This is a genomic window from Streptomyces sp. NPDC049687 (assembly GCF_044465285.1).
Classification (GTDB): Bacteria; Actinomycetota; Actinomycetes; order Streptomycetales; family Streptomycetaceae; genus Streptomyces.
The window spans coordinates 214,036-234,245 of the sequence record NZ_JBITLN010000009.1 but is presented as its reverse complement, the minus strand read 5'-3'; the positions used below and the strand labels follow the sequence as shown (position 1 = coordinate 234,245).

General features: G+C 71.6%; 18 protein-coding genes. 5 read left to right on the top strand and 13 right to left on the bottom strand.

All coding sequences use genetic code 11. The annotated features are described in order from the left end of the window. Positions 1-52 precede the first annotated feature (52 nt). Positions 53-634, bottom strand: a complete 582-nt coding sequence (locus ACIBVL_RS27355; RefSeq protein WP_399100820.1) for a GNAT family N-acetyltransferase — start codon at positions 632-634, stop codon at positions 53-55. A gap of 67 nt (positions 635-701) precedes the next feature. Between ACIBVL_RS27355 and ACIBVL_RS27350 the strand changes: the two genes are divergently transcribed. Then, entirely contained in the window at positions 702-1,649 is a 948-nt protein-coding gene (locus tag ACIBVL_RS27350) for an RluA family pseudouridine synthase (protein ID WP_399100818.1), read from the top strand. A gap of 34 nt (positions 1,650-1,683) precedes the next feature. Here the strand turns inward: ACIBVL_RS27350 and ACIBVL_RS27345 are convergent, their stop codons facing one another. From ACIBVL_RS27345 to ACIBVL_RS27320, 6 genes are all read right to left on the bottom strand, one after another. After that, positions 1,684-3,156: a cytochrome P450 gene (locus tag ACIBVL_RS27345; RefSeq protein WP_399100815.1), complete on the bottom strand. Its 1,473-nt coding sequence runs from the start codon at positions 3,154-3,156 to the stop codon at positions 1,684-1,686. 60 nt (positions 3,157-3,216) lie between these two features. After that, complete coding sequence (locus ACIBVL_RS27340) at positions 3,217-3,837, bottom strand: GTP-binding protein (protein WP_399100813.1); 621 nt, start codon at positions 3,835-3,837, stop codon at positions 3,217-3,219. After that, complete coding sequence (locus ACIBVL_RS27335) at positions 3,818-4,228, bottom strand: DUF742 domain-containing protein (protein WP_399100811.1); 411 nt, start codon at positions 4,226-4,228, stop codon at positions 3,818-3,820. Before ACIBVL_RS27335 ends, ACIBVL_RS27340 begins: the two co-directional genes overlap by 20 nt. After that, positions 4,225-4,632, bottom strand: coding sequence for a roadblock/LC7 domain-containing protein (locus tag ACIBVL_RS27330; protein ID WP_399100809.1), 408 nt, complete (start codon positions 4,630-4,632; stop codon positions 4,225-4,227). Before ACIBVL_RS27330 ends, ACIBVL_RS27335 begins: the two co-directional genes overlap by 4 nt. Continuing rightward, on the bottom strand, positions 4,629-6,257 hold the full coding sequence (locus tag ACIBVL_RS27325; protein WP_399100807.1) for an ATP-binding protein: 1,629 nt from the start codon (positions 6,255-6,257) through the stop codon (positions 4,629-4,631). The genes ACIBVL_RS27330 and ACIBVL_RS27325 overlap by 4 nt, the downstream gene beginning before the upstream one ends. Positions 6,258-6,539: 282 nt before the next feature. Beyond that, a complete protein-coding gene (locus ACIBVL_RS27320; RefSeq protein ID WP_399100804.1) occupies positions 6,540-7,175 on the bottom strand; it encodes a TetR/AcrR family transcriptional regulator in 636 nt (211 codons plus the stop codon). A 149-nt stretch (positions 7,176-7,324) separates the two neighbouring features. On the opposite strand from ACIBVL_RS27320, the gene ACIBVL_RS27315 reads away from it, so the two are divergent. From ACIBVL_RS27315 to atzF, 4 genes are read left to right on the top strand one after another with little or no spacing between them, the layout of a single operon-like run. Beyond that, entirely contained in the window at positions 7,325-8,152 is an 828-nt protein-coding gene (locus tag ACIBVL_RS27315) for an urea amidolyase associated protein UAAP1 (protein ID WP_399100802.1), read from the top strand. Further along, a complete protein-coding gene (locus tag ACIBVL_RS27310) occupies positions 8,149-8,766 on the top strand; it encodes an urea amidolyase associated protein UAAP2 (protein ID WP_399100800.1) in 618 nt (205 codons plus the stop codon). The genes ACIBVL_RS27315 and ACIBVL_RS27310 overlap by 4 nt, the downstream gene beginning before the upstream one ends. Next, positions 8,763-12,269, top strand: coding sequence for a 5-oxoprolinase/urea amidolyase family protein (locus ACIBVL_RS27305; protein WP_399100798.1), 3,507 nt, complete (start codon positions 8,763-8,765; stop codon positions 12,267-12,269). Before ACIBVL_RS27310 ends, ACIBVL_RS27305 begins: the two co-directional genes overlap by 4 nt. Positions 12,270-12,282: 13 nt before the next feature. Beyond that, a complete protein-coding gene (gene atzF, locus ACIBVL_RS27300; RefSeq protein WP_399100796.1) occupies positions 12,283-13,935 on the top strand; it encodes an allophanate hydrolase in 1,653 nt (550 codons plus the stop codon). Between the two features lie 142 nt (positions 13,936-14,077). Here atzF and ACIBVL_RS27295 read toward each other — a convergent pair whose 3' ends face one another. From ACIBVL_RS27295 to ACIBVL_RS27270, 6 genes are all read right to left on the bottom strand, one after another. Further along, positions 14,078-16,933: a DEAD/DEAH box helicase gene (locus ACIBVL_RS27295; protein WP_399100794.1), complete on the bottom strand. Its 2,856-nt coding sequence runs from the start codon at positions 16,931-16,933 to the stop codon at positions 14,078-14,080. Positions 16,934-17,042: 109 nt separating this feature from the next. Next, on the bottom strand, positions 17,043-18,002 hold the full coding sequence (gene tatC, locus ACIBVL_RS27290; RefSeq protein ID WP_399100792.1) for a twin-arginine translocase subunit TatC: 960 nt from the start codon (positions 18,000-18,002) through the stop codon (positions 17,043-17,045). Positions 18,003-18,049: 47 nt separating this feature from the next. After that, entirely contained in the window at positions 18,050-18,337 is a 288-nt protein-coding gene (gene tatA / locus ACIBVL_RS27285) for a Sec-independent protein translocase subunit TatA (protein WP_399100790.1), read from the bottom strand. Between the two features lie 281 nt (positions 18,338-18,618). Beyond that, complete coding sequence (locus tag ACIBVL_RS27280; RefSeq protein ID WP_399100788.1) at positions 18,619-18,813, bottom strand: hypothetical protein; 195 nt, start codon at positions 18,811-18,813, stop codon at positions 18,619-18,621. Between the two features lie 20 nt (positions 18,814-18,833). Then, positions 18,834-19,124 (bottom strand): hypothetical protein, encoded by a 291-nt coding sequence (locus ACIBVL_RS27275; RefSeq protein WP_399100786.1) that lies wholly within the window; start codon positions 19,122-19,124, stop codon positions 18,834-18,836. Then, positions 19,121-20,197, bottom strand: a complete 1,077-nt coding sequence (locus ACIBVL_RS27270) for a helix-turn-helix transcriptional regulator (protein WP_399100784.1) — start codon at positions 20,195-20,197, stop codon at positions 19,121-19,123. Before ACIBVL_RS27270 ends, ACIBVL_RS27275 begins: the two co-directional genes overlap by 4 nt. Between the last annotated feature and the right edge of the window lie 13 nt (positions 20,198-20,210).

Here is a 20,210-nt window from a genome sequence, read left to right as displayed (position 1 = left end):
ACACGCCCTGGAGGCATGCCGCGCGGGGCGGCTTGCCCTCGGTCGCCGGGGGTCAGTCGCCCTGTACGCGCGCGTGCAGGTGCATGTCGTGCCAGCCGTCCTGGTGGAGGACGGCGCTGCGCAGGGTGCCCTCCAGGGTGAAGCCGGCCTTGACGGCGACCCGGCAGGAGGCCTCGTTGGCGGTGGCGTGCGACAGCTCCAGACGGTGGAAGCCGATCTCGTCCAGGGCCCAGCGGGTCAGCGCGGCCGTGGCCCGGACGGCGACGCCCCGGCCACGGGCCGCCCTGGTCGTCCAGTAGGCGACCTCGGCGGTGCCTTCACTGAGCAGGATGGTGCGCAGGGCCACCCGCCCCACCAGGAGGTGGGTGTCCTCGTCGACGACGGCCCACTGGGCGCTGCGTTCGGTGCCCCAGCTCTGCTGCCACTCCGCGATCCAGCCGGCGACCTCCTCCTCGGAATCGGCCGATCTGATGTGCCACTGGTGCATGAGCGGGTCCTGGAAGGCCGTGTAGACGGCGGGGGCGTCCTCGGCCCGCCAGGGGCGCAGGAGGAGCCCGTCGCCAGTGGTGAGCACCGGCTGCGCGGCATCGGCGAGTGTTCCGGCGGGCAGCACGAAGTCGGCGGTGAAAGGCATGATCCGCATCATGCCGACGGGGCACGGCCCGGCCAACCGGTTTTCCGGCCTCGTACCCTTGACCCCGATGAGACGCCGTACCCCTCCCCCGCCCTCCCCCCTGCCGCAGCGCGACGGGATCGACCCGGTGCGGGTGCGGCTGCCGGGCGAGGGGGACTGGGCCACCGTTCGGGACCATCTGGTGGAGCGGCTCAGCGGGGCGGGCGACGGGGTCGTCGACGGGATGCTGCGGGCCGGGCTCGTGGTCGGCGCCGACGGGACGGCGGTGGCGCCGGACGCTCCGTACGTGCCGGGGATGTTCGTGTGGTTCCACCGGGATCTGCCCGCCGAGGTGCCGGTGCCGTTCCCGCTGGAGGTCGTGTACCGCGACGAGCACATCGTCGTCGTGGACAAGCCGCACTTCCTGGCCACCACCCCGCGCGGCGGCCATGTCAGGGAGACCGCGCTGGCCCGGCTGCGGCGGGAGCTGGGCATCCCCACGCTCGGCGCCGCGCACCGCCTGGACCGGCTCACCGCCGGGCTGGTGCTGTTCACGGTCCGGCCGGAGGAGCGTGGCGCCTACCAGACGCTGTTCCGCGACCGGCGCGTACGCAAGGTGTACGAGGCCGTCGCCCCGTACGATCCGGCGCGCGCGTGGCCGGTGACCGTGCGCAGCCGGATCGTGAAGGAGCGCGGCACGCTCACCGCCCGTGAGGTGCCGGGCGAGGCGAACGCGGTCAGTGACATCGAGCCGATGGAGCACCGGGCGGACGGCCTGGCCCGTTACCGGCTGGTCCCCCGGACCGGACAGACCCACCAACTCCGGGTCCATATGACGGCGTTGGGCCTGCCGATCCTCGGTGATCCCCTCTACCCGGAGGTGACCGCCCCCGTACCGGCCGACGACTTCCGTCGTCCGCTGCAACTCCTGGCGAATGAGCTGGAGTTCACCGACCCGATCACGGGGACGGCGCACCGCCTGCGCAGCGGCAGGGCGCTGCAGGCCTGGGCGTCGTACGCCCGCTGGACCGGGTGAACGGCGCACGCCCGACGAAGACGCGCCCGCCCGGTCAGTATCCGCGGCACCACGCCAGGAAGCGCCGCCAGGCATTCGGCCGGCGGGTCGGTCGCGGGGCGGCGGGCTCGGGCCGGGGGGTGGTCGTCGGCTCGGGGGTGGGCGGGGCGGGCTTCTCGTCGATGGTCGGGAGGGGGAGGGCGCGCTGCGGTGGGACGGGGGCGTGGCTGGGCCTGATCTTGACGTCCTGCTGGGGCTTCGGCTCGAAGTGGACCGGCAGCGCCACCAGGTGCCGGGAGGCGATCGACGTCGTCCAGCGCAGGTCGTCCTCGTCGCAGTCGAGCTGGAGGTCCGGCAGCCGCGACAGCAGCGCGTCGATGCCGACGTCGGCGATGGCGCGGCCGATGTCCTGGCCGGGGCACTCGTGCGGGCCGCTGCCGAAGGCGAGGTGGGAGCGGTTGCCCCGCATGTGGGCGGAGAGGTCGGGGCGCAGCCGGGGGTCGACGTTGCCGGGGGCGGGTGCGAAGAAGAGGCCGTCGCCCTTGCGGATGCGCTGGCCGCCCAGCTCGGTGTCCTGCTTGGCGAAGTAGCCGAAGATCGTGCTGAACGGCGGTTCGTCCCACAGGGTCTGCTCCACCGCCTCCGCCACCGTCATCTCGCCGCCGTTGAGCCGGGCGTGGAAGCGGGGGTCGGTGAGGACCATGCGCAGCGCGTTGGACAGCAGGTTGACCGTGGCCTCGTAGGCGGCGAAGAGCACCAGGCGCAGGTGCTCGCGGACCTCGTCGTCGGTCAGTCCCGCCGGGTGGGCGATGAGGTGGCTGGCGAAGTCGTCGGCGGGCTCGGCGCGGCGGCGGGCGGTGAGCCGGACCAGCGCTGCCACGACGTACTCGTGGCTCTCGAGGGCGGTGTCACTGCCCTTGAGGGCGTCCCGGGCGGAGGTGACCATCCGGTCGTCGTACTCCTCGGGCATGCCGAGAAGCTGGCACATCACCGCCATCGGGAGGTGCTCGGCGAACTGGCTCACCAGTTCGGCCCGGCCCTCCTCGCAGAAGCGGTTGACCAGGACCTGTGTGGATCGGTAGATGTACCGGCGCACGCTGCGCGCGTCGAGGGTCGCCATGGCCGAGGTGACCGCGCCCCGCAGTCGCTTGTGCTCGTCGCCCTCGGCGTGGGCGCACATGGGCTGCCAGGCGAAGTGCGGCATGAGGGGGTGGTCGGGCCTGACCCTGCCGTCCCGCAGTGGCGACCAGTTGCGGCTGTCCTTGGTGAACTGCGAGGGCGTGCGCAGCATGTGCAGGTTCTCGGCGTGTCCGAGGACCATCCACATCGGCAGGTCGTCCTGGAGCAGCACCGGCGCCACGGGTCCGTACTGGTCGCGGAGTTGCTCGTACAGCGCGCCCAGGTCGTCCGAGCCGGGGCCGTAGAGCCGTCGCACTCCGCCGGGGCCGCGGCTGTGGGCGGGGCAGCCGGGCGGCGGATCCAGTGCGAGATCGTGCGGTCCGGTCGTGGTGGGGTGTTCAGGCGTCACAGGGGTCGCTCCGGAAAACGGGGGTATCGGGTGCAGGGGGGTGCGGGTGACGGGGGTGGATCAGGTGAGGGCGCCGCTCAGCGACAGGGCGTGCAGGAAGCGCATCAGGGTCATCAGGACGTCGCGGCTGGAGGCCCGGCGGCGGGCGTCGCACTCCATGATCGGCACCTCGGGGGGCAGATCGAGGGCGGAACGCAGGTCCTCCAGGGGATAACGGGGACCGCCGGGGAAGGTGTTGACGGCGACCACGAAGGGCACACCGCACTCCTCCAGCCGGCCCATGACCTCGAAGCTGACCTCGATGCGGCGGGTGTCGACCAGGACGACCGCGCCCAGGGCGCCTTCGAAGAGTCCGTTCCACAGGAACCAGAAGCGCTCCTGGCCGGGCGTGCCGAAGAGGTAGAGCACCACCTGGTCGGTGATGCGGATGCGGCCGAAGTCCATGGCCACGGTGGTGGCGGTCTTGGTCTCGGAGCCGTAGTCGTCGTCGATCCCGATGCCGGCCTGGGTCATGGTCTCCTCGGTGGTCAGCGGTTTGATCTCGCTGACGGAGCCGACCATGGTCGTCTTGCCGACGCCGAAGCCGCCCACGATGACGATCTTCGCCGCGGCCGTGGTGGTCTGCGGGAGCTGGTCCTCGGCGCGTGGGCCGGGGAGCGTGTCAGAGCCTTTGAAGTCCATGCATCACCGTTTCGAGGAGGGAACGGTCGGGGAGCGCCTGACGCACGATCGGGGCGCGCGCCTGGACGAGCTCGGCCGCCAGCATCTCCGTGAGCAGCACGGTGACGACGCTGAACGGCAGGCCGAGGTAGGCCGAGACCTCGGCCACCGACAGGGGGGCGGCGCACAGGCGCAGCACCGCGGTCTGTTCCGGGGCGGAGGACGAGGTCGGTGCGGCACGCGCCACGATCAACGTCACCAGGTCCAGTGGCGCCCGCTCCCCGTCGGGCCCCGTGATGGTGTAGAGCCGCTCCGGCTTCTTCTCCCCCTCCTCCTGGGGTTCGGGGGGCGGGGCCGGTGCGGGGGGCGGGGGCGCTACGGGGTGTCGCCGTCGGCGTCGCGGAGGCGTCATACGGTCTGCCCGTTACGGCGGGGCGGGCTGGTGAGATGGGCGCCGATGCGGACGACCAGGTCGCGCATCGAGCCGCTCATCCGGCCCGGCTCACAGCACACGTCGGAGAGGACCGCCAGGTAGGCGTTGGCGCCGGCGGACATCATGTAGAAGTAGCCGCCCTCCATCTCGATCATGATGAGGCTCATGTCGCCCTCGACGCACTCCATCTCCTGGGCGATGGCGGTGGCCAGGCTCTGCATGCCCGCGCACGCGGCGGAGACCCGGTCCGCGGCGTCGGGTTCACCGGCGTAGCGGGCGATGCGCAGACCGTCGGCGGAGAGCACGACGATCATCTCGATGCCCGGCACACCGTCGTAGAGCTCCTTGAGCACCCAGTCGAAGTTCTGGCGCTGCTGGATCACGTGAGGTCCCCTTCGTCGTCGGCCTCGGGCTTCGGCTTGTCTTCGATCAGGTGGAGGTAGGCGGTGGGGTTGCGGGTGAAGTCGGTGGGGTGGACGCCCGGAGGGGCGATCTTCTTCAGGCCCTCCCAGAAGGCCTCGAGCCCCTTGCCGGGCTCCTGTTTCTTCTTCTTCGGCGGCTCGGGCTCGGGCTGGGCCTGCGCGAACGGGTCCGGCTTGCCCTCCCGTTCGGCGCGCTGGGCCGCCTCCTGGGCGGCGTAGGCCTCCCGATAGCGCTGGCTGATCGGGATCAACGCCTTGCTTCGGCGCTGTGGAAGCCCCTTGTCGGTCCACTCGGTGACCACGGGCACGTCGTCCTCCAGGGAGACGTTGGCCGGGATCTTCGGGTTGGTGGGCCGACGCCTCTTGGGCGGACGCTTGGGGCCCTCGAGGTTGTTCAGGTCGATCTGCTGGGAGGTGGCACCGATGCCGTGGGCGTATCCGGGGGCCGGGTCGTTGGTCATCATCTCGGCCGGCACGATGAGGACGGCGCGGACGCCGCCGTACGCCGAAGTGCGCAGCGAGACCTGCAGGTTGAACGAGGTGCACAGCCGGCCGACGACCGCCAGGCCGAGGCGCGGGGCGCCTCCGAGGTCCTGGATGGTGACGCCTCGCATGGCGTCCGACAGCATCTTCTCGGTCTTGGCGCGGCCCTCCTCGCTGAGGCTGACGCCGGCGTCCTCGATCTCGATGGCGATTCCGGTCTGCACTTCCGTGGCGTTGACGTGCACCTTGGAGGCCGGGGGCGAGAAGCGGGTGGCGTTGTCGAGGAGTTCCGCGAGCGCGTGGATGAGCGGCTCGACGGAGATGCCGCGGATGTTGACCTTGGCGATGACGTCCAGCTTGATGCGGGGGTACTCCAGGATCCGGGACATGGCGCCGCGCAGCACGCTGTACAGCGGGACCGGATTGGGCCAGCTGCGGCCGGGGCGGCCACCGCCGATGACGCCGATGGAGTCGGCGAGGCGGCCGATCATCGAGGTGCCGTGGTCGATGCGCAGCAGGTCGTCGAAGACCTCGGGATTGCGGCCGTGGTCCTCCTCCATCTCCCGCAGTTCCGCGGACTGCTGGTGGACGATCGCCTGGACACGGCGGGCGACGTTGACGAAGGCGCGATGGGCCGAGTCGCGCAGTGCCTGCTCGTAGTCGATGGCGTCCAGGAGCTTCTTGACGAGGGCGCGCTGCCCGTCGCCCTGCTCCCGGAAGCCCGGCTCCATGTCGTCGAGGTACAGCATCACCTCCTCGGGGGAATTCCCCTTGCGCATCCACTCGACGGCTTGGGGAACGATCTCCTTGGCGACGCGGCGGCACTCGTCCTGGATGGTGGCGAGCCGCCGTTCCAGGTGGGCGATGCGCTGGTCCTTCGCCGAGCGCAGCTCCTCGAGGCGGCGGTCGCGGCGCATCGCGCTCGCCCCCGCCGCGATCACCAGCAGGGTGGCGACGGCTCCGCAGACGCCGACGGCGAGCCGGGCCTGCGCCGTCACCAGGGCGACGGCGGCTCCGGTCACCGCGGCCATCACTATCGCCGGCAGCAGCAGCCGCGCGAAGGGAAGTTCTCGGCGACCGGGTGGGGACTGAACACTCACCATGTGGGCACCCTCTGTAGGGGATCTGTCGGCATGTTCGGCGCATTTGGGAACAGACGCACGAATTCAGCTCAACTCGGTGCGCCGCGGGCGAGCTTAGTCCGACCGGATCATCGCCGTGTCATATTCGGCAACCCTCTGAAACCGGCCGTGCGGCTGGAGTAACCTCGGCCCCATTTGCACACTCGGACACCAATCGAACACGCTGAGTAATGGCCGACAGGCGCGCGAATCCACGGCGGTCGGCTCACCGGAACGGGTGAGCCCGTCACCCGTACGCGGTGTTCAGACCCCGGCGATACGCAGCGCCGCCTCGGCGGTGGCGCGGGCGAAATCCTCGACTGAACGCTCGGGATCCGAGCGGTGGACGAGGATGACACCCTCGATGAGCCCGAAGACGAGATCGGTCCGCAGATCCAGCTCGTTCTTGGCGAGCCCACCCCCCGCGGTCGTCGCGGCGATCAACTGCCGGTAGGCGTCCTTGAGTTCGGCGCGTACCGCATGGAAGCCGGCGAACCGTTCGGCGCGCACCTCGGGCAGCAGGTAGAGCCCGCCGAGATTGTGCGACCCCCCGCACAGCAGCTCCACGTCGGTGCGGCACAGCTCCCACAGCCGCTCCTCGGCCGCCCGGGTGTCGTCGGCGAGCAGCGCGCGGGCGTACGCCAGTGAGGGCGTGACCGTGGACTCCAGCAGGTCGGCGAGGAGTTCCTCCTTGCCGGAGACGTAGTGGTACATGGAGGCCTGGCGCATCCCGGCCCGCTCGGCGACGGCCCGGGTGGTGGTGGCGGCGTAGCCGCGCGTGGTGAACAACTCCGCGGCGGCGGCGAGCAGTTCGGCACGCGGCGCGAGACCGCTGTCCGGCCGCTGCGCGGCCCGCGGCCTGCCGACCCGCCGCCCATTGCCCACACTGTCCGTCCCCATGCGTTCGATCCTCGCACACGGCGCCGGACGGCGATCTTCGTGAGGGCTCGGTAACCGAGCGGCAACACGCGGGCAATCCCGGCGACCCGGCCCGCCCCTAATTTCTGTCGAGCGACAGAAATTATCTTCCCGGCAGCCGGAGGTCCAGGATGGCGGCGACAGCGACCACATACGGAGCCCGCGCCCACGCCCGCGCCCAGGAGGGCGCCCGGGCCGAGGCCATGCCCGTCGTCCCGGCGGCCGACTGGCCGGCCCCGCCCTGCGAGGCGGGTCACCTGGTCTGGGCCGAGACCGTGGCGGGCGGCAACTACACGCACCGGGTCCTCGCCCGCGGCACCGAACTGCGCCTGACCGACCTGCGCGGCGACGCCTGCGCCCATCTGCTGCTCCACGTGGACGGCCGCCCCTGGGAGCGGCTGAACGTCGCCGACACGGTCAAGGTCCAGTGGAACGCCTACCTCGGCGAGGGCGTGCTGCTCCTGTCCGACCAGGGCCGGGTCCTCGCCTCGGTCGTCGCCGACACCTCCGGCCGGCACGACGCCCTGTGCGGCACCTCCACCCTCGTGCGCAACACCGAGCGCTACGGCGACGGCACCCCGCAGGGCCCCTCCCCCGCCGGGCGTGAGCTGTTCAAGCTGGCCGCCGCCAAGAACGGGCTGGAACCCCGCGATCTGCCGCCCTCTCTCTCGTTCTTCCAGGGTGTGGAGATCCACGAGGATGGAACCCTCGACTTCACCGGCTCGGCCGGCCCCGGCGGCAGCGTCACCCTGCGCGCCGAGCAGGACGTGACGGTGCTGATCGCCAACGTGCCGCACCCGGCCGACCCCCGCTGGGACTACGTCAGCACCCCGCTGGAGGTGCTCGCCTGGCGGGCGGCGCCCACCCAGCCCGGGGACCCCCTGTGGGACGCCACCCCCGAGGGCCGCCGCGCCTTCCTCAACACCGCCGAATTCCTCACCGCGAGGGGGCTCGCATGAACGCCGTCGTCCCGTTGAAGACCGTCGTCCCGGCCCGCGCCGCCTGGTCGTCCGTCATCCGTACCGGCGAGACGCTCACCATCACCGACCTGCACGGCAACCAGGCCGTCGACTTCCTCGTCTACGACGCCCACGACACCTCCGTGCGCTACAGCGCCCCCGACACGATCCACGCCCAGGGCGGCATCTTCCTCACCACGGGCAGTGTGCTGATGTCCAACGAGCACACCCCGCTCATGACGGTGACCGCCGACACCGTGGGCCGCCACGACACCGTCGGCGGTGCCTGCTCCAAGGAGTCCAACACCCTGCGCTACGGCCACCACACCTTCTCGCAGCACGCGTGCGTGGACAACTTCCTGGCCGAGGGCGCGAAGCACGGTCTCGGCAAGCGCGACCTGGTCTCCAACATCAACTGGTACATGAACGTGCCCGTCGAGAAGGACGGCACCCTCGGCATCGTCGACGGCCTCTCCGCCCCGGGCCTCTCCCTCGTCCTGCGCGCCGAACGGGACGTCCTCGTCCTCGTCTCCAACTGCCCCCAGATCAACAACCCCTGCAACGGCTTCGAGCCGACGGCCGTGGAGATGACGATCACCGGGATCCAGGCATGAGCTTCGACAAGGTACTGGTCGCCAACCGGGGCGAGATAGCCGTCCGCATCCTGCGCACCGCCCGCGAACTGGGCCTGCGCACGGTCGCCGTGTACTCCGACCCCGACCGCTCCGCGCCCCACGTCCGGCTCGCCGACGAGGCGGTACGGCTCGGCCCGGCGCCCGCGAAGCAGTCGTACCTGGACCCCGACCTCGTCCTGAAGGCGGCCAAGGACACCGGCGCGGGCGCCATCCACCCCGGCTACGGCTTCCTCTCCGAGGACGCGGCCTTCGCCCGCCGCTGCGCCGACGCCGGAATCGTGTTCGTCGGCCCGACGCCCGAGCAGCTGGAGCTGTTCGGCGCCAAGCACACGGCCCGGGCGGCGGCCGAGGCGGCGGGCGTGCCCCTGGCACCGGGCACCGGACTGCTGTCGGACCTGGCCGAAGCACTGGGCCAAGCGCAGCTCATCGGCTATCCCGTCATGCTCAAGGCGACGGGCGGGGGCGGCGGAATCGGCATGTCCGCCTGCCACTCGCCCGAAGAACTCACCGACGCCTGGGAACGCGTCCAGCGCGTCGCCGCCGCCTCCTTCTCCTCCGCCGGCGTCTTCCTGGAACGGCTCGTGGAGCACGCGCGCCATGTCGAGGTCCAGGTCTTCGGCGACGGCGAGGGCAAGGTGGTCACCTTCGGCGACCGCGACTGCTCCCTCCAGCGCCGCAACCAGAAGGTCGTGGAGGAGGCGCCGGCACCGGGACTCCCCGATCACGTCCGCCACCAACTGGCCGCCGCCGCGCGCGACCTGTGCGCCTCCGTCGGCTACCGATCCGCCGGCACCGTCGAGTTCGTCTACGACGCCGCCCGTGAGCAGGCCTCCTTCCTGGAGGTCAACACCCGACTCCAGGTGGAACACCCGGTCACCGAGGAGATCTACGGCGTCGACCTCGTCGCCTGGATGCTGCGCCTGGCACGCGGCGAGCGGGACGTCGTACGCGACCCGGGACCGCCGCGCGGCCACGCCGTCGAGGCACGCCTGTACGCCGAGGATCCCAGCCGCGAACACCGGCCCAGCGCGGGCCTGTTGACCCGGGTGGAGTTCCCCGGCGGGGTACGCGTGGACAGCTGGGTGGAGACGGGCACCGAGGTGACGACGTCGTACGACCCGATGCTCGCGAAGGTGATCGCGTACGGCTCGGACCGTGCGCGCGCGCTGGCCCGCCTCGACGAGGCGCTGGCCCGCACCCGCGTCGACGGCATCGAGACGAACCTGGGCCTGGTGCGGGCGGCGCTCGCCGACCCCCGTTTCATGACGGCGGCCCATTCGACGGCGACCCTCGCGGAGGTCCACGACCCGACCCCGCGCATCGAGGTCGTCTCCGGCGGCGTCCTCACCACCGTGCAGGACTGGCCCGGCCGCACCGGCCACTGGCAGGTCGGGGTCCCGCCGTCCGGCCCCATGGACGACCGTTCCTTCCGGCTCGGCAACCGGGTGCTGGGCAACCCCGAGGGCACCACGGGCCTGGAGTGCACGCTCAAGGGCCCGGCCCTGCGCTTCAGCCACGCCACCACGGTGTGCGTGACGGGCGCGCCCGCTCCGGTCACCGTGGACGGCACACCGGTGACGCAGTGGGAGCCGCTGACCATCCCGGCCGGGGCGGTGCTGGAGGTCGGCGCCCCGGCCGAGCACGGCCTGCGCACATACGTCCTGTTCGCGGGCGGCCTCGACGTCCCCGCCTTCCTGGGCAGCGCGAGCACCTTCACGCTGGGCCGGTTCGGCGGACACGGCGGCCGGGCGCTGCGGACGGGGGACGTACTGCACGGCGGGACGGTGACCGAAGCCGCCGGGGTCGCGGAGCGTCCGTGCTTCACCTCCGTCTGGCACATCGGCGCCGTCGAAGGCCCGCACGCCGCACCGGAGTTCTTCACCGAGGACGACATCCGCGACTTCTACGCCGCCGACTGGAAGGTCCACTTCAACTCCGCGCGCACCGGTGTCCGCCTGGTCGGGCCCAAGCCCCGCTGGGCACGCACCGACGGCGGCGAGGCGGGCCTGCACCCGTCCAACATCCACGACACCCCCTACTCCGTCGGAGCCGTGGACTACACCGGCGACATGCCGGTGCTGCTCGGGCCGGACGGTCCCTCGCTCGGCGGGTTCGTGTGCCCGGCGACGGTACTCAGCTCCGAGCGCTGGAAACTGGGCCAGCTGCGCCCGGGCGACACGGTCCGCTTCCAGCCGGTGGACGTGGACGGGGTCCCGCGCCCCGAGATCGTCGACGGCGGAGTGCTCGCCCGGGACGGCGATGTCACGTTCCGCCGCAGCGGTGACGACAATCTGCTGGTCGAGTTCGGCCCGATGCAGCTGGACCTGGCCCTGCGCATGCGGGTCCACGCCCTGATGGAGGCCGTGGCGCGGGCCGGTCTGCGGGGGGTCACCGACCTCACCCCCGGCATCCGCTCCCTCCAGATCCAGACCGACCCGGACCGCCTCTCCCAATCCCAACTCCTCACAGCCGTGCGGGAGATGGCGCGCTCGCTGCCGGCCACGGACGAGCTGGTCGTCCCCTCCCGCACCGTGCATCTCCCCCTCTCCTGGGACGACCCGGCCACCCGCGAGGCGATCGCCCGCTACATGGCGGGCGTCCGCGACGACGCGCCCTGGTGCCCGTGGAACATCGAGTTCATCCGCCGCGTCAACGGACTGGACTCGGTCGCGGACGTCTACGACACGGTCTTCGCCGCGGAGTACCTGGTCCTGGGCCTGGGCGACGTCTACCTCGGCGCCCCCCTGGCCACCCCGCTCGACCCCCGGCACCGCCTGGTGACGACCAAGTACAACCCGGCGCGCACCTGGACGGCCGAGAACTCGGTCGGCATCGGCGGGGCGTACCTGTGCGTCTACGGCATGGAGGGCCCCGGCGGCTACCAGTTCGTGGGCCGGACGACCCAGGTGTGGTCGCCGTGGCAGCAGCGCGGCGCGTTCGAAGCGGGCTCGCCCTGGCTGCTGCGCTTCTTCGACCGGATCCGCTGGTACCCGGTCGACGCCGACGAACTCCTCGACCTGCGCGCCGACATCACCTCGGGCCGCTTCGTGCCCCGCATCGAGGACGGCACGTTCTCCTTCGCGGAGTACCAGTCCTTCCTGACCGAACACGCCGGTTCCATCGGGGAGTTCAGGCAGCGTCAGCAGTCCGCGTTCGCGGCGGAACGGGACGCGTGGGAGGCGGCGGGCGAGTTCGCGCGGGCGGAGGCGGCCGCCGCACCGCCCGCTCCTGCGGCCGAGGTGACGGTCCCGGCCGGCGGACGCCTCGTCGAGGCCGAATTCGCCGCCTCGGTCTGGCAGTTGAACGTGGCGCCCGGTGACGAGGTGACGGCCGGACAGCCGCTGCTCGCGCTGGAGGCGATGAAGATGGAGTCCAGGGTGCACGCCCCGATGACCGGCGTGGTGGCTGAGGTCCTGGCCAGGCCGGGCGACCAGGTGGAGGCGGGGACGGCGCTGGTCGTCCTGGCCCCGTCCGCGAACTGAAAGAGGAACCCCCATGTCCGTTCTCTCCCGTGTCCGCGCCGCCCACGACCGCATCGAGGCCGTCGACCGTCCCGAGATCTGGATCGACCTGCGCCCGAGAGAAGAGGTCGAGGCGGAGGCGCGGGCGATCGACGAGCGCGTCGCCTCCGGGGCCCGCCTCCCGCTCGCCGGCCGCCTCTTCGCCGCCAAGGGCAACATCGACGTGGCCGGCCTGCCCACGACGGCGGCTTGTCCGGCGTACGCCTACGAGCCCGCCGCCGACGCCCCGGTCGTCGCCGGTCTGCGCGCGGCCGGCGCCCTGCTGCTGGGCACGACGAACCTGGACCAGTTCGCGACGGGCCTGGTCGGCACCCGCTCCCCGTACGGCGCGGTACGCAACGCGCACGATCCGGCGCGGATCAGCGGCGGTTCCAGCTCCGGATCGGCCGTCGCGGTGGCCCTCGGCATCGTCGACTTCGCCCTCGGTACGGACACGGCGGGCTCGGGCCGGGTCCCCGCCGCCTTCAACGGCATCGTCGGCCTGAAGCCCACCCGCGGCCTGGTCCCGACGGAGGGCGTCGTCCCGGCCTGCGCGTCCCTGGACTGCGTGACCGTCTTCGCCCGCACCCTGCCGGAGGCCGAGCAGGCCCTGGCCCATATGACGACCGGCACCACACCGTCCCTCCCCGGCCGCCCTCCCGGCCCCTGGCGCATCGCGGTCCCGCCGCTCGACCAGCTCGGCGAACTGGACGAGGGCTGGGCGGAGGCCTACGAGGCGGCGGTACGGCGGCTCTCGGCGGCAGGGGCGCAGATCCGGGCCCTCGACCTCAGCCCGTTCACCGAGGCGGCCACGATGCTGTACGAGGGCGCGTTCGTCGCCGAGCGCTACACGGCGGTGGGGAGCTTTGTCGACAAGTTGATGTCGGAGGGCGGGGAGGGTCTGGACCCGACGGTCGCCGCCATCATCACCCGCGCCCGCGACATCCCCGCCCACCAGCTCTTCGCGGACCAGGACCGGCTGACCACCCTGCGGATCCGCGCCCTGTCGGAACTCGCCGAGGCGGACGCCCTTCTCCTGCCCACCGCGCCCGGCCACCCCACCCTCGCCGAGGTCGCCGCCGACCCCCTGGGCGCCAACGCCCGCCTGGGCCGCTTCACCAACTCCACCAACCTCTTCGACCTGGCCGCGGTAGCCGCTCCCGCCGGCGAGGTGAACGGACTCCCGTTCGGTGTGATGCTGATCGGCCCGGCTCACACGGACGAACGGCTGGCGAGGATCGCCGCCTTGCTGCAGCCTCCGGCGTACCTGGCCGTGGTGGGCGCCCATCTCACGGGCCAGCCCCTGAACCCACAGCTGCTCTCCCTCGGCGCCGTACTGGACCGTACGACCACAACGGCCCCGGTCTACCGCCTGCACGCCCTGGAGACGACCCCGCCGAAGCCGGGACTGGAGCACGTGGGCGAGGCAGGCGCGTCGATCGAGGCTGAGGTCTGGCGCCTACCGGCGGAGGGTTTGGGCCGCCTGCTGACGGCACTCCCCCGCCCGATGACCCTGGGCAGCGTGGAGCTGGCGGACGGCAGCAGGGTGCCGGGCTTCCTGTGCGAGCCGAGCGCCTTGCGGGACGCACAGGACATCACGCGGTACGGCGGCTGGCGCTCGTATCTGACAAGCGCTGAGGTGCTTTAGAGCTCCGTGTCGACATCCGGCTCCGCCTGCGGGGCGGCCGCGGCCGCCCCGCAGGCAGCGCAACACCCGGTCGGTGACCGAAGCCACCGACCGGGTGAGTGCTCAAAGCGGCACAGTCGACCCGCGCCCGCCCGACGGCATGTCAGCCCACCGACGAGTAGGCGACAACGCCCCGCAGCAACTGGTCAACCGCCTTGCGCGCGGCCTTCGCCACGGTCGAGCCCTCCGCGGGAGTAGCCGCGGAAATCTGCCCCAGGACGTCGATCACCTGCTTGCACCACCGCACGAAGTCGCCGGCCGGCATCTCCGCCTCCCGCAACACCTCGTCGAGCCCCTTCCCGGAAGCCCACATGTACGCGGCCCAGGCGAAGCCGAGATCGGGCTCGCGCTGCCCGACGCCCTCGGTCTGGTTGATCCGGAAATCCTCCTCCAGGGCGTCGAGCCGCCCCCAGATCCGGACCATCTCCCCGAGCGCGGCCTTGGCCTTGCCGGAGGGCAGCTTCGGCGCCATCGCGTCGTCGCCGACCCGGGCCTCGTACACCAGTGCCGAGGCGCAGGCGGCCAGTTCGGCCGGGCCCAGCCCCTCCCACACGCCCGCCCGCAGGCATTCGCTGGCCAGCAGATCGAGTTCGCCGTACAGCCGGGCCAGCCGCTTGCCGTGTTCGGTGACCTCGTCGCCGCGCAGATAGTCGAGTTCGGTCAGCAGCGCCACGATCCGGTCGAAGGTGCGGGCGATGGTGTTCGTGCGTCCCTCGATGCGCCGCTCCAGCTGCGAGGTGTCACGCAGCAGCCGGTGGTAACGCTCGGCCCAGCGGGCGTGATCCTCACGCTCGTTGCACCCATGACACGGATGTGCGCGCAGCGCCGTCCGCAACCGCGCGATCTCGCGGTCGTCGGCGGCCTGCGACCGCTGCTTGCGGGCCCGCTCCGGCGGGATGTGCCCGGCCTTCGTCCGCAGCGCGGAGGCGAGATCCCGACGCGACTGCGGCGAGCGCGGATTGAACGACTTCGGGATCCGCATCCGCTCCAGCGCCTCGACCGGCACCGGGAAGTCCATCGAGGCCAGCCGCTTGACCTGCCGTTCCGCCGTCAGTACCAGCGGGCGCGGCCCGTCGTGGTGGTCGAATCCGCGGTGTCCGTCGGCCCGCCCGGCGGGCAGGCCGGGGTCCAACACCAGTGCCAGGCCGGCGTACTTGCCGGTGGGTACATGGATGACATCGCCCGGCTTCAGCCTCTCCAGGGCCACCGCGGCCTCGGCGCGCCGCTGGGCCGCGCCCTGCCGGGCCAGCTCGGTCTCGCGGTCCTTCAGCTCGCGGCGCAGCCGCGCGTACTCCTCGAAGTCGCCGAGGTGGCAGGTCATGGAGGCCCTGTAGCCCTCCAGTCCCTCCTCGTTGCGCTGCACCTGGCGGGAGATCCCGACGACCGAACGGTCCGCCTGGAACTGCGCGAACGAGGTCTCCAGCAGCTCCCGGGACCGATGGCGCCCGAACTGCTCCACGAGATTGACCGCCATGTTGTACGACGGCTTGAAGCTGGAGCGCAGCGGGTAGGTGCGGGTGCCCGCCAGACCGGCGAGGTGGTCGGGGTTCATGGCGCGCTGCCACAGCACGACCGCGTGGCCCTCGACGTCGATGCCGCGTCGGCCGGCCCGCCCGGTGAGCTGGGTGTACTCGCCGGGGGTGATGTCGGCGTGCTGTTCGCCGTTCCACTTGACGAGCTTCTCCAGCACCACGGACCGCGCGGGCATGTTGATGCCCAGCGCGAGGGTCTCGGTCGCGAAGACGGCCTTGACCAGTCCTCGGACGAACAGCTCCTCGACGACCTCCTTGAACGTCGGCAGCATGCCCGCGTGGTGGGCGGCGATCCCCCGCTCCAGGCCTTCGAGCCACTCGTAGTAGCCGAGGACGTGCAGGTCCTCGCGCGGGATCGCGGCGGTGCGCTCCTCGACGAGGGAACGGACCTCCGCCCGCGCGTCCTCGTCGTTGAGCCTGAGGCCGGCGTACAGGCACTGCTGGACGGCGGCCTCGCAGGCGGCGCGGCTGAAGATGAAGGTGATGGCGGGCAGCAGGCCCTCGGCGTCGAGCCGCTCGATGACCTCGGGGCGCCCGGGGGTCCACACCCGGGACCGCTGACGTCGCTCGCGCTCCCGGTCGGCCTCGCGCAGGTTGTTCCGGCCGCGTCTGCGGTCCTGGTACGAGGGGCGGCTGGCCTCCATGCGGGCCAGGCGGGCGAGGTCGGGGTTGACGGCCCTGCGCTGGCCCTCGCCCTCCTCGAACAGGTCGTACATCCGCCGTCCGGCGAGTACGTGCTGGAACAGCGGCACCGGCCGGTGCTCGGAGACGATCACCTCGGTGTCGCCTCGCACGGTGTCCAGCCAGTCGCCGAACTCCTCGGCGTTGGACACGGTCGCGGAGAGGGAGACCAGGGTGACCGACTCGGGAAGGTGAATGATCACTTCCTCCCATACTGCGCCCCGGAAGCGGTCGGAGAGGTAGTGCACCTCGTCCATCACCACGTATCCCAGGCCGAGGAGGGTCTGCGAGCCGGCGTACAGCATGTTCCGCAGGACCTCGGTGGTCATCACGACCACCGGGGCGTCGGAGTTGACGCTGTTGTCTCCGGTGAGCAGGCCGACCTTGCCGCTGCCGTAGCGACGGCACAGGTCGGAGTACTTCTGGTTCGACAGCGCCTTGATGGGTGTCGTGTAGAAGCACTTCTTGCCCTGCTGGAGGGCGAGGTGGACGGCGAACTCGCCCACGATCGTCTTGCCGGAGCCGGTCGGGGCGGCCACCAGGACGCCCTTGCCCGCCTCGAGTGCCTGACAGGCCTCGATCTGGAAGGGGTCGAGACCGAAGTCGTACATCTCGCGGAAGGACGCGAGCGCGGTGGCCTGCTCGGCGGCACGCTTACGGGCTGCCGCGTACCGCTCGGCCGGGGAGAGGTCCTCTGTCATCGTGCTTTCCACCGTACCGGGCCCCACTGACAACAGGACGATCATTATCCGGATCAGGTCCTGGCAAACCTGCGATCACGCAGTTCAGGGGGCGAAAGCAGAAGCGGCCGGCTGCACTGCGTGAGCGCACCGGCCGCGAACTGTCACGGGGCGGTCAGGTCACGTCGTCGTAGCCGTTGACCCGCTCCGGGCCCGCCTGCTCGGGCAGGGCGCGGCTGGCGGAGACCGACTCGACCGCGCCGATGTCCTCGGGGGTGAGATCCAGCTCGGAGGCCTCGTCGTCGGCGGGGCCCAGGGCGTCGCGCCGGCGCCTGCGGCGGTCGTTCATCAGCGAGAAGGCGGTCGCGCCGAAGTACAGGACCCAGATCGGTCCGGCGAGGGCCAGCATCGAGATGGGGTCCGTGCTGGGGGTGGCGACGGCGGCGAAGACCGTGATGCCGATGATCATGGCGCGCCACCAGCCGAGCATGCGCGTGCCGGTGACCATGCCGGTCAGGTTGAGCATGACCAGCAGCAGCGGCAGCTCGAAGGAGAGACCGAAGACCACGACCATGCGCGTGACCAGCTGCAGCAGGTCGTCCAGGGGCAGCAGGTTGTTGACGCCGCCCGGGGTGAAGTCGATCAGCACCTTCGCGGTGGTCGGCAGCACGCGGTAGGCGAAGTAGCCGCCGCCCAGGAAGAGCGGGACGCCGGTGCCTACGAACGCGTAGGCGTACTTGCGCTCGTGCTTGTGCAGGCCCGGCGCGATGAAGGCCCACAGCTGGTAGAGCCAGACCGGGGAGGCGAACACGACACCCGCCATCAGGGAGACCTGAAGGGCGAGCGTGAAGGGTGCGAGCAGACCGTTGATCGTGATGCTGGCGCACTTGTTGACGTTGTCGCCGTCCTTCAGCGCGGTCGCGATCTGCTCGAAGGTCTTCCCACAGCCGACCGAGTCGAGGATCGGCTTGGTGAGGAAGTTGATGATGTCGTTGTAGAAGAAGGCGGCGACGACCGTCACCAGGACGATGGCCAGCATCGCCTTCGCGAGCCGGTTGCGCAGCTCACGAAGGTGATCCGCGAGGGGCATCCGCCCCTCGGGGTCCTTCTCCTGCTTGCGGGCAGACTTCAGCAACCCACGTTCCCATCTCGTACGGCGGGCCGGAGGTCACCGGCCCTGCGTCAGCGCTTGGTCGTGTCCGTCGGCTCGGTGACCGGGCGGGAGCTGGTCACATCGCCGGGGGCGGCCTGGATGGTGCGCTGCGCGGGGGGCTGCTCGCCGGTGTTCGGCGGGCCCGCCGGGGTGGCGGTGTTGCTGCCCTCTTCCTTCATCGCCTTGGCCTCGCTCTTGAGGATGCGCGCGGACTTGCCGAGCGAGCGGGCCATGTCCGGAAGCTTCTTCGCGCCGAACAGCAGGATGATGACGACGAGGATGAGAATGATCTCGGGGGCGCCGAGCCTTCCGAACATAAGTCTTTACCTTCTCACCGAGGCGGCTGGGTGGGGGTGCTGTCCGACCGGTCGGACAAGTGTCCGAACGATCGTGCTGGCAGCGATCGTAACGCTCAGGGGTGAACGTGAGGCAATCCCCGTGCGTACTCCCGGTCCGCGGTCCGCGCCTCGTTCTCCGGGCCGCGATCAGCAGCGTACCCGTCTCCCCCGCCGATCCGGGAGGGCGAAGTGGCCCAAAACGCATTCGCCTCCCGACTCACAGAACCACCACAGCCCGGCACCAGGCTCAACAGCGTCATTCACAGAGTGTCCACAGCCCTGGCGGCACTCAGGGAGGCCCGCTCGAGGTCCTCGGCGGCCCGGTTGATGCGGCCGGCCGACTCCGCGACCTGCCGCCCCAGCCGCTGCGCCTCCAGGAAGACCCGGACGGCGGACACCGCCAGCACGGCGAGACCCACGAAACCCACGGCTACCGCCAACATCGGCCAGAACATGACGCCGAGCCTAGACCGTCCTACGGCGTGTGCAGGCGCAGGGTCCGCACACCGCCGCCGAGGAGGAGCTCCACGATCCGCTCACCGGCCGGCTTGCGGACGGCCGCGCCGCAGTCGGGGCAGGTGAAGGAGTAGAAGGTGGTGCGGCTGGTGGCGCCGATGGCCAGGCGCAGGGCACCGGCGCCGAGCTCGAAGCGGCCCCGGCAGTCCGGGCAGCCGGCCCTGAACGTCACCGGCGCCACGCTCCGCATGCCCGCGAACGCGGAGGCCACCGAGATGCCCCGCGCACCCGACGTCACCGACTCGCTCACAGTTGCTCCCGCCCGTCGATCCGACTGTCGTGCCGCACGCCCTGCCGCCCGTCGCCCGGGGTGTACGACCCGCCGGCCACCCCCTGCGCCTCGATGCCGTCGTACGCCGCCAGCGCGTCGCGGGCGGCCCGGCGGGCGCTGTCGGCGAGGTCCGACGGCGAGACGATCCGGCCGTCGCGGCCGAGCCGCAGGGCCAGCCGCTTCAGCGAGGCCGGGTCGGGCGTGCGCAGGGTGATACGCAGCCCGCCGTCGGGAAGCTCATCGGCGCTGTCGTGCGGGTAGTACTCGGCGACCCAGCGGCCGCCCGGGCCGACCTCGACGACGACCTCCGGGTCCTCGGCGGCCGGCTGAACCAGGGCCTCCGACAGGTCCCTCAGCTCGATCTCGGGCGGCGCGGACGGTTCGTCGAGGATCTTGATCTCGGCGACCCGGTCCAGGCGGAAGGTGCGCCGGGCCTCGGAGCGGCGGCACCAGGCCTCGACATAGGTGTGCCCCACGCTGACCAGGCGGATGGGGTCGATCTCCCGCTCGCTGAGCTCGTCCCGCGCGGGCGAGTAGTAGCGGATCCACAGGCGGCGGCGCTCCGAGATCGCCCGGTCGACGTCGGCGAAGACCCCGCCCTCGGACTCGAAGGTCACCGACAGGCGGGAGCTGGCGCCCGCCGCCTCGCCGGCCGCGGTCTCCACCTTGGCGGTGGCCCGCAGCAGCGCCTGGCGGTCGCCCTCGCGCAGACCTGGCAGCGTGGCGACCGCACGGGCGGCCACCAGCAGGGCCGTCGCCTCGTCGGCGGCCAGCCGCAGCGGCTCGGCGGCCTCCGCGCCGAGCGCGGCCGGATTGTGCCACCAGATCCGCTCGCCGTCGGTGTCGATGTCCAGGAGGTCGCCGCCCCGGAAACTGGTGCCGCACATGGGCAGCACGTCGAGGTCCGAGACCAGTTCGTCCTCGGTGATGCCGAAGGCGCGCGCCACGTCCTCGATCCGCGCGCCGGGGCGCTCCCTGAGATAGGTCACCAGGGAGAGCATCCGCCGGGTCTGGTCGATCGCGTTCGCCGGCCTGACCGGTTTGCCTGCCACTGTGTTGCTCGCT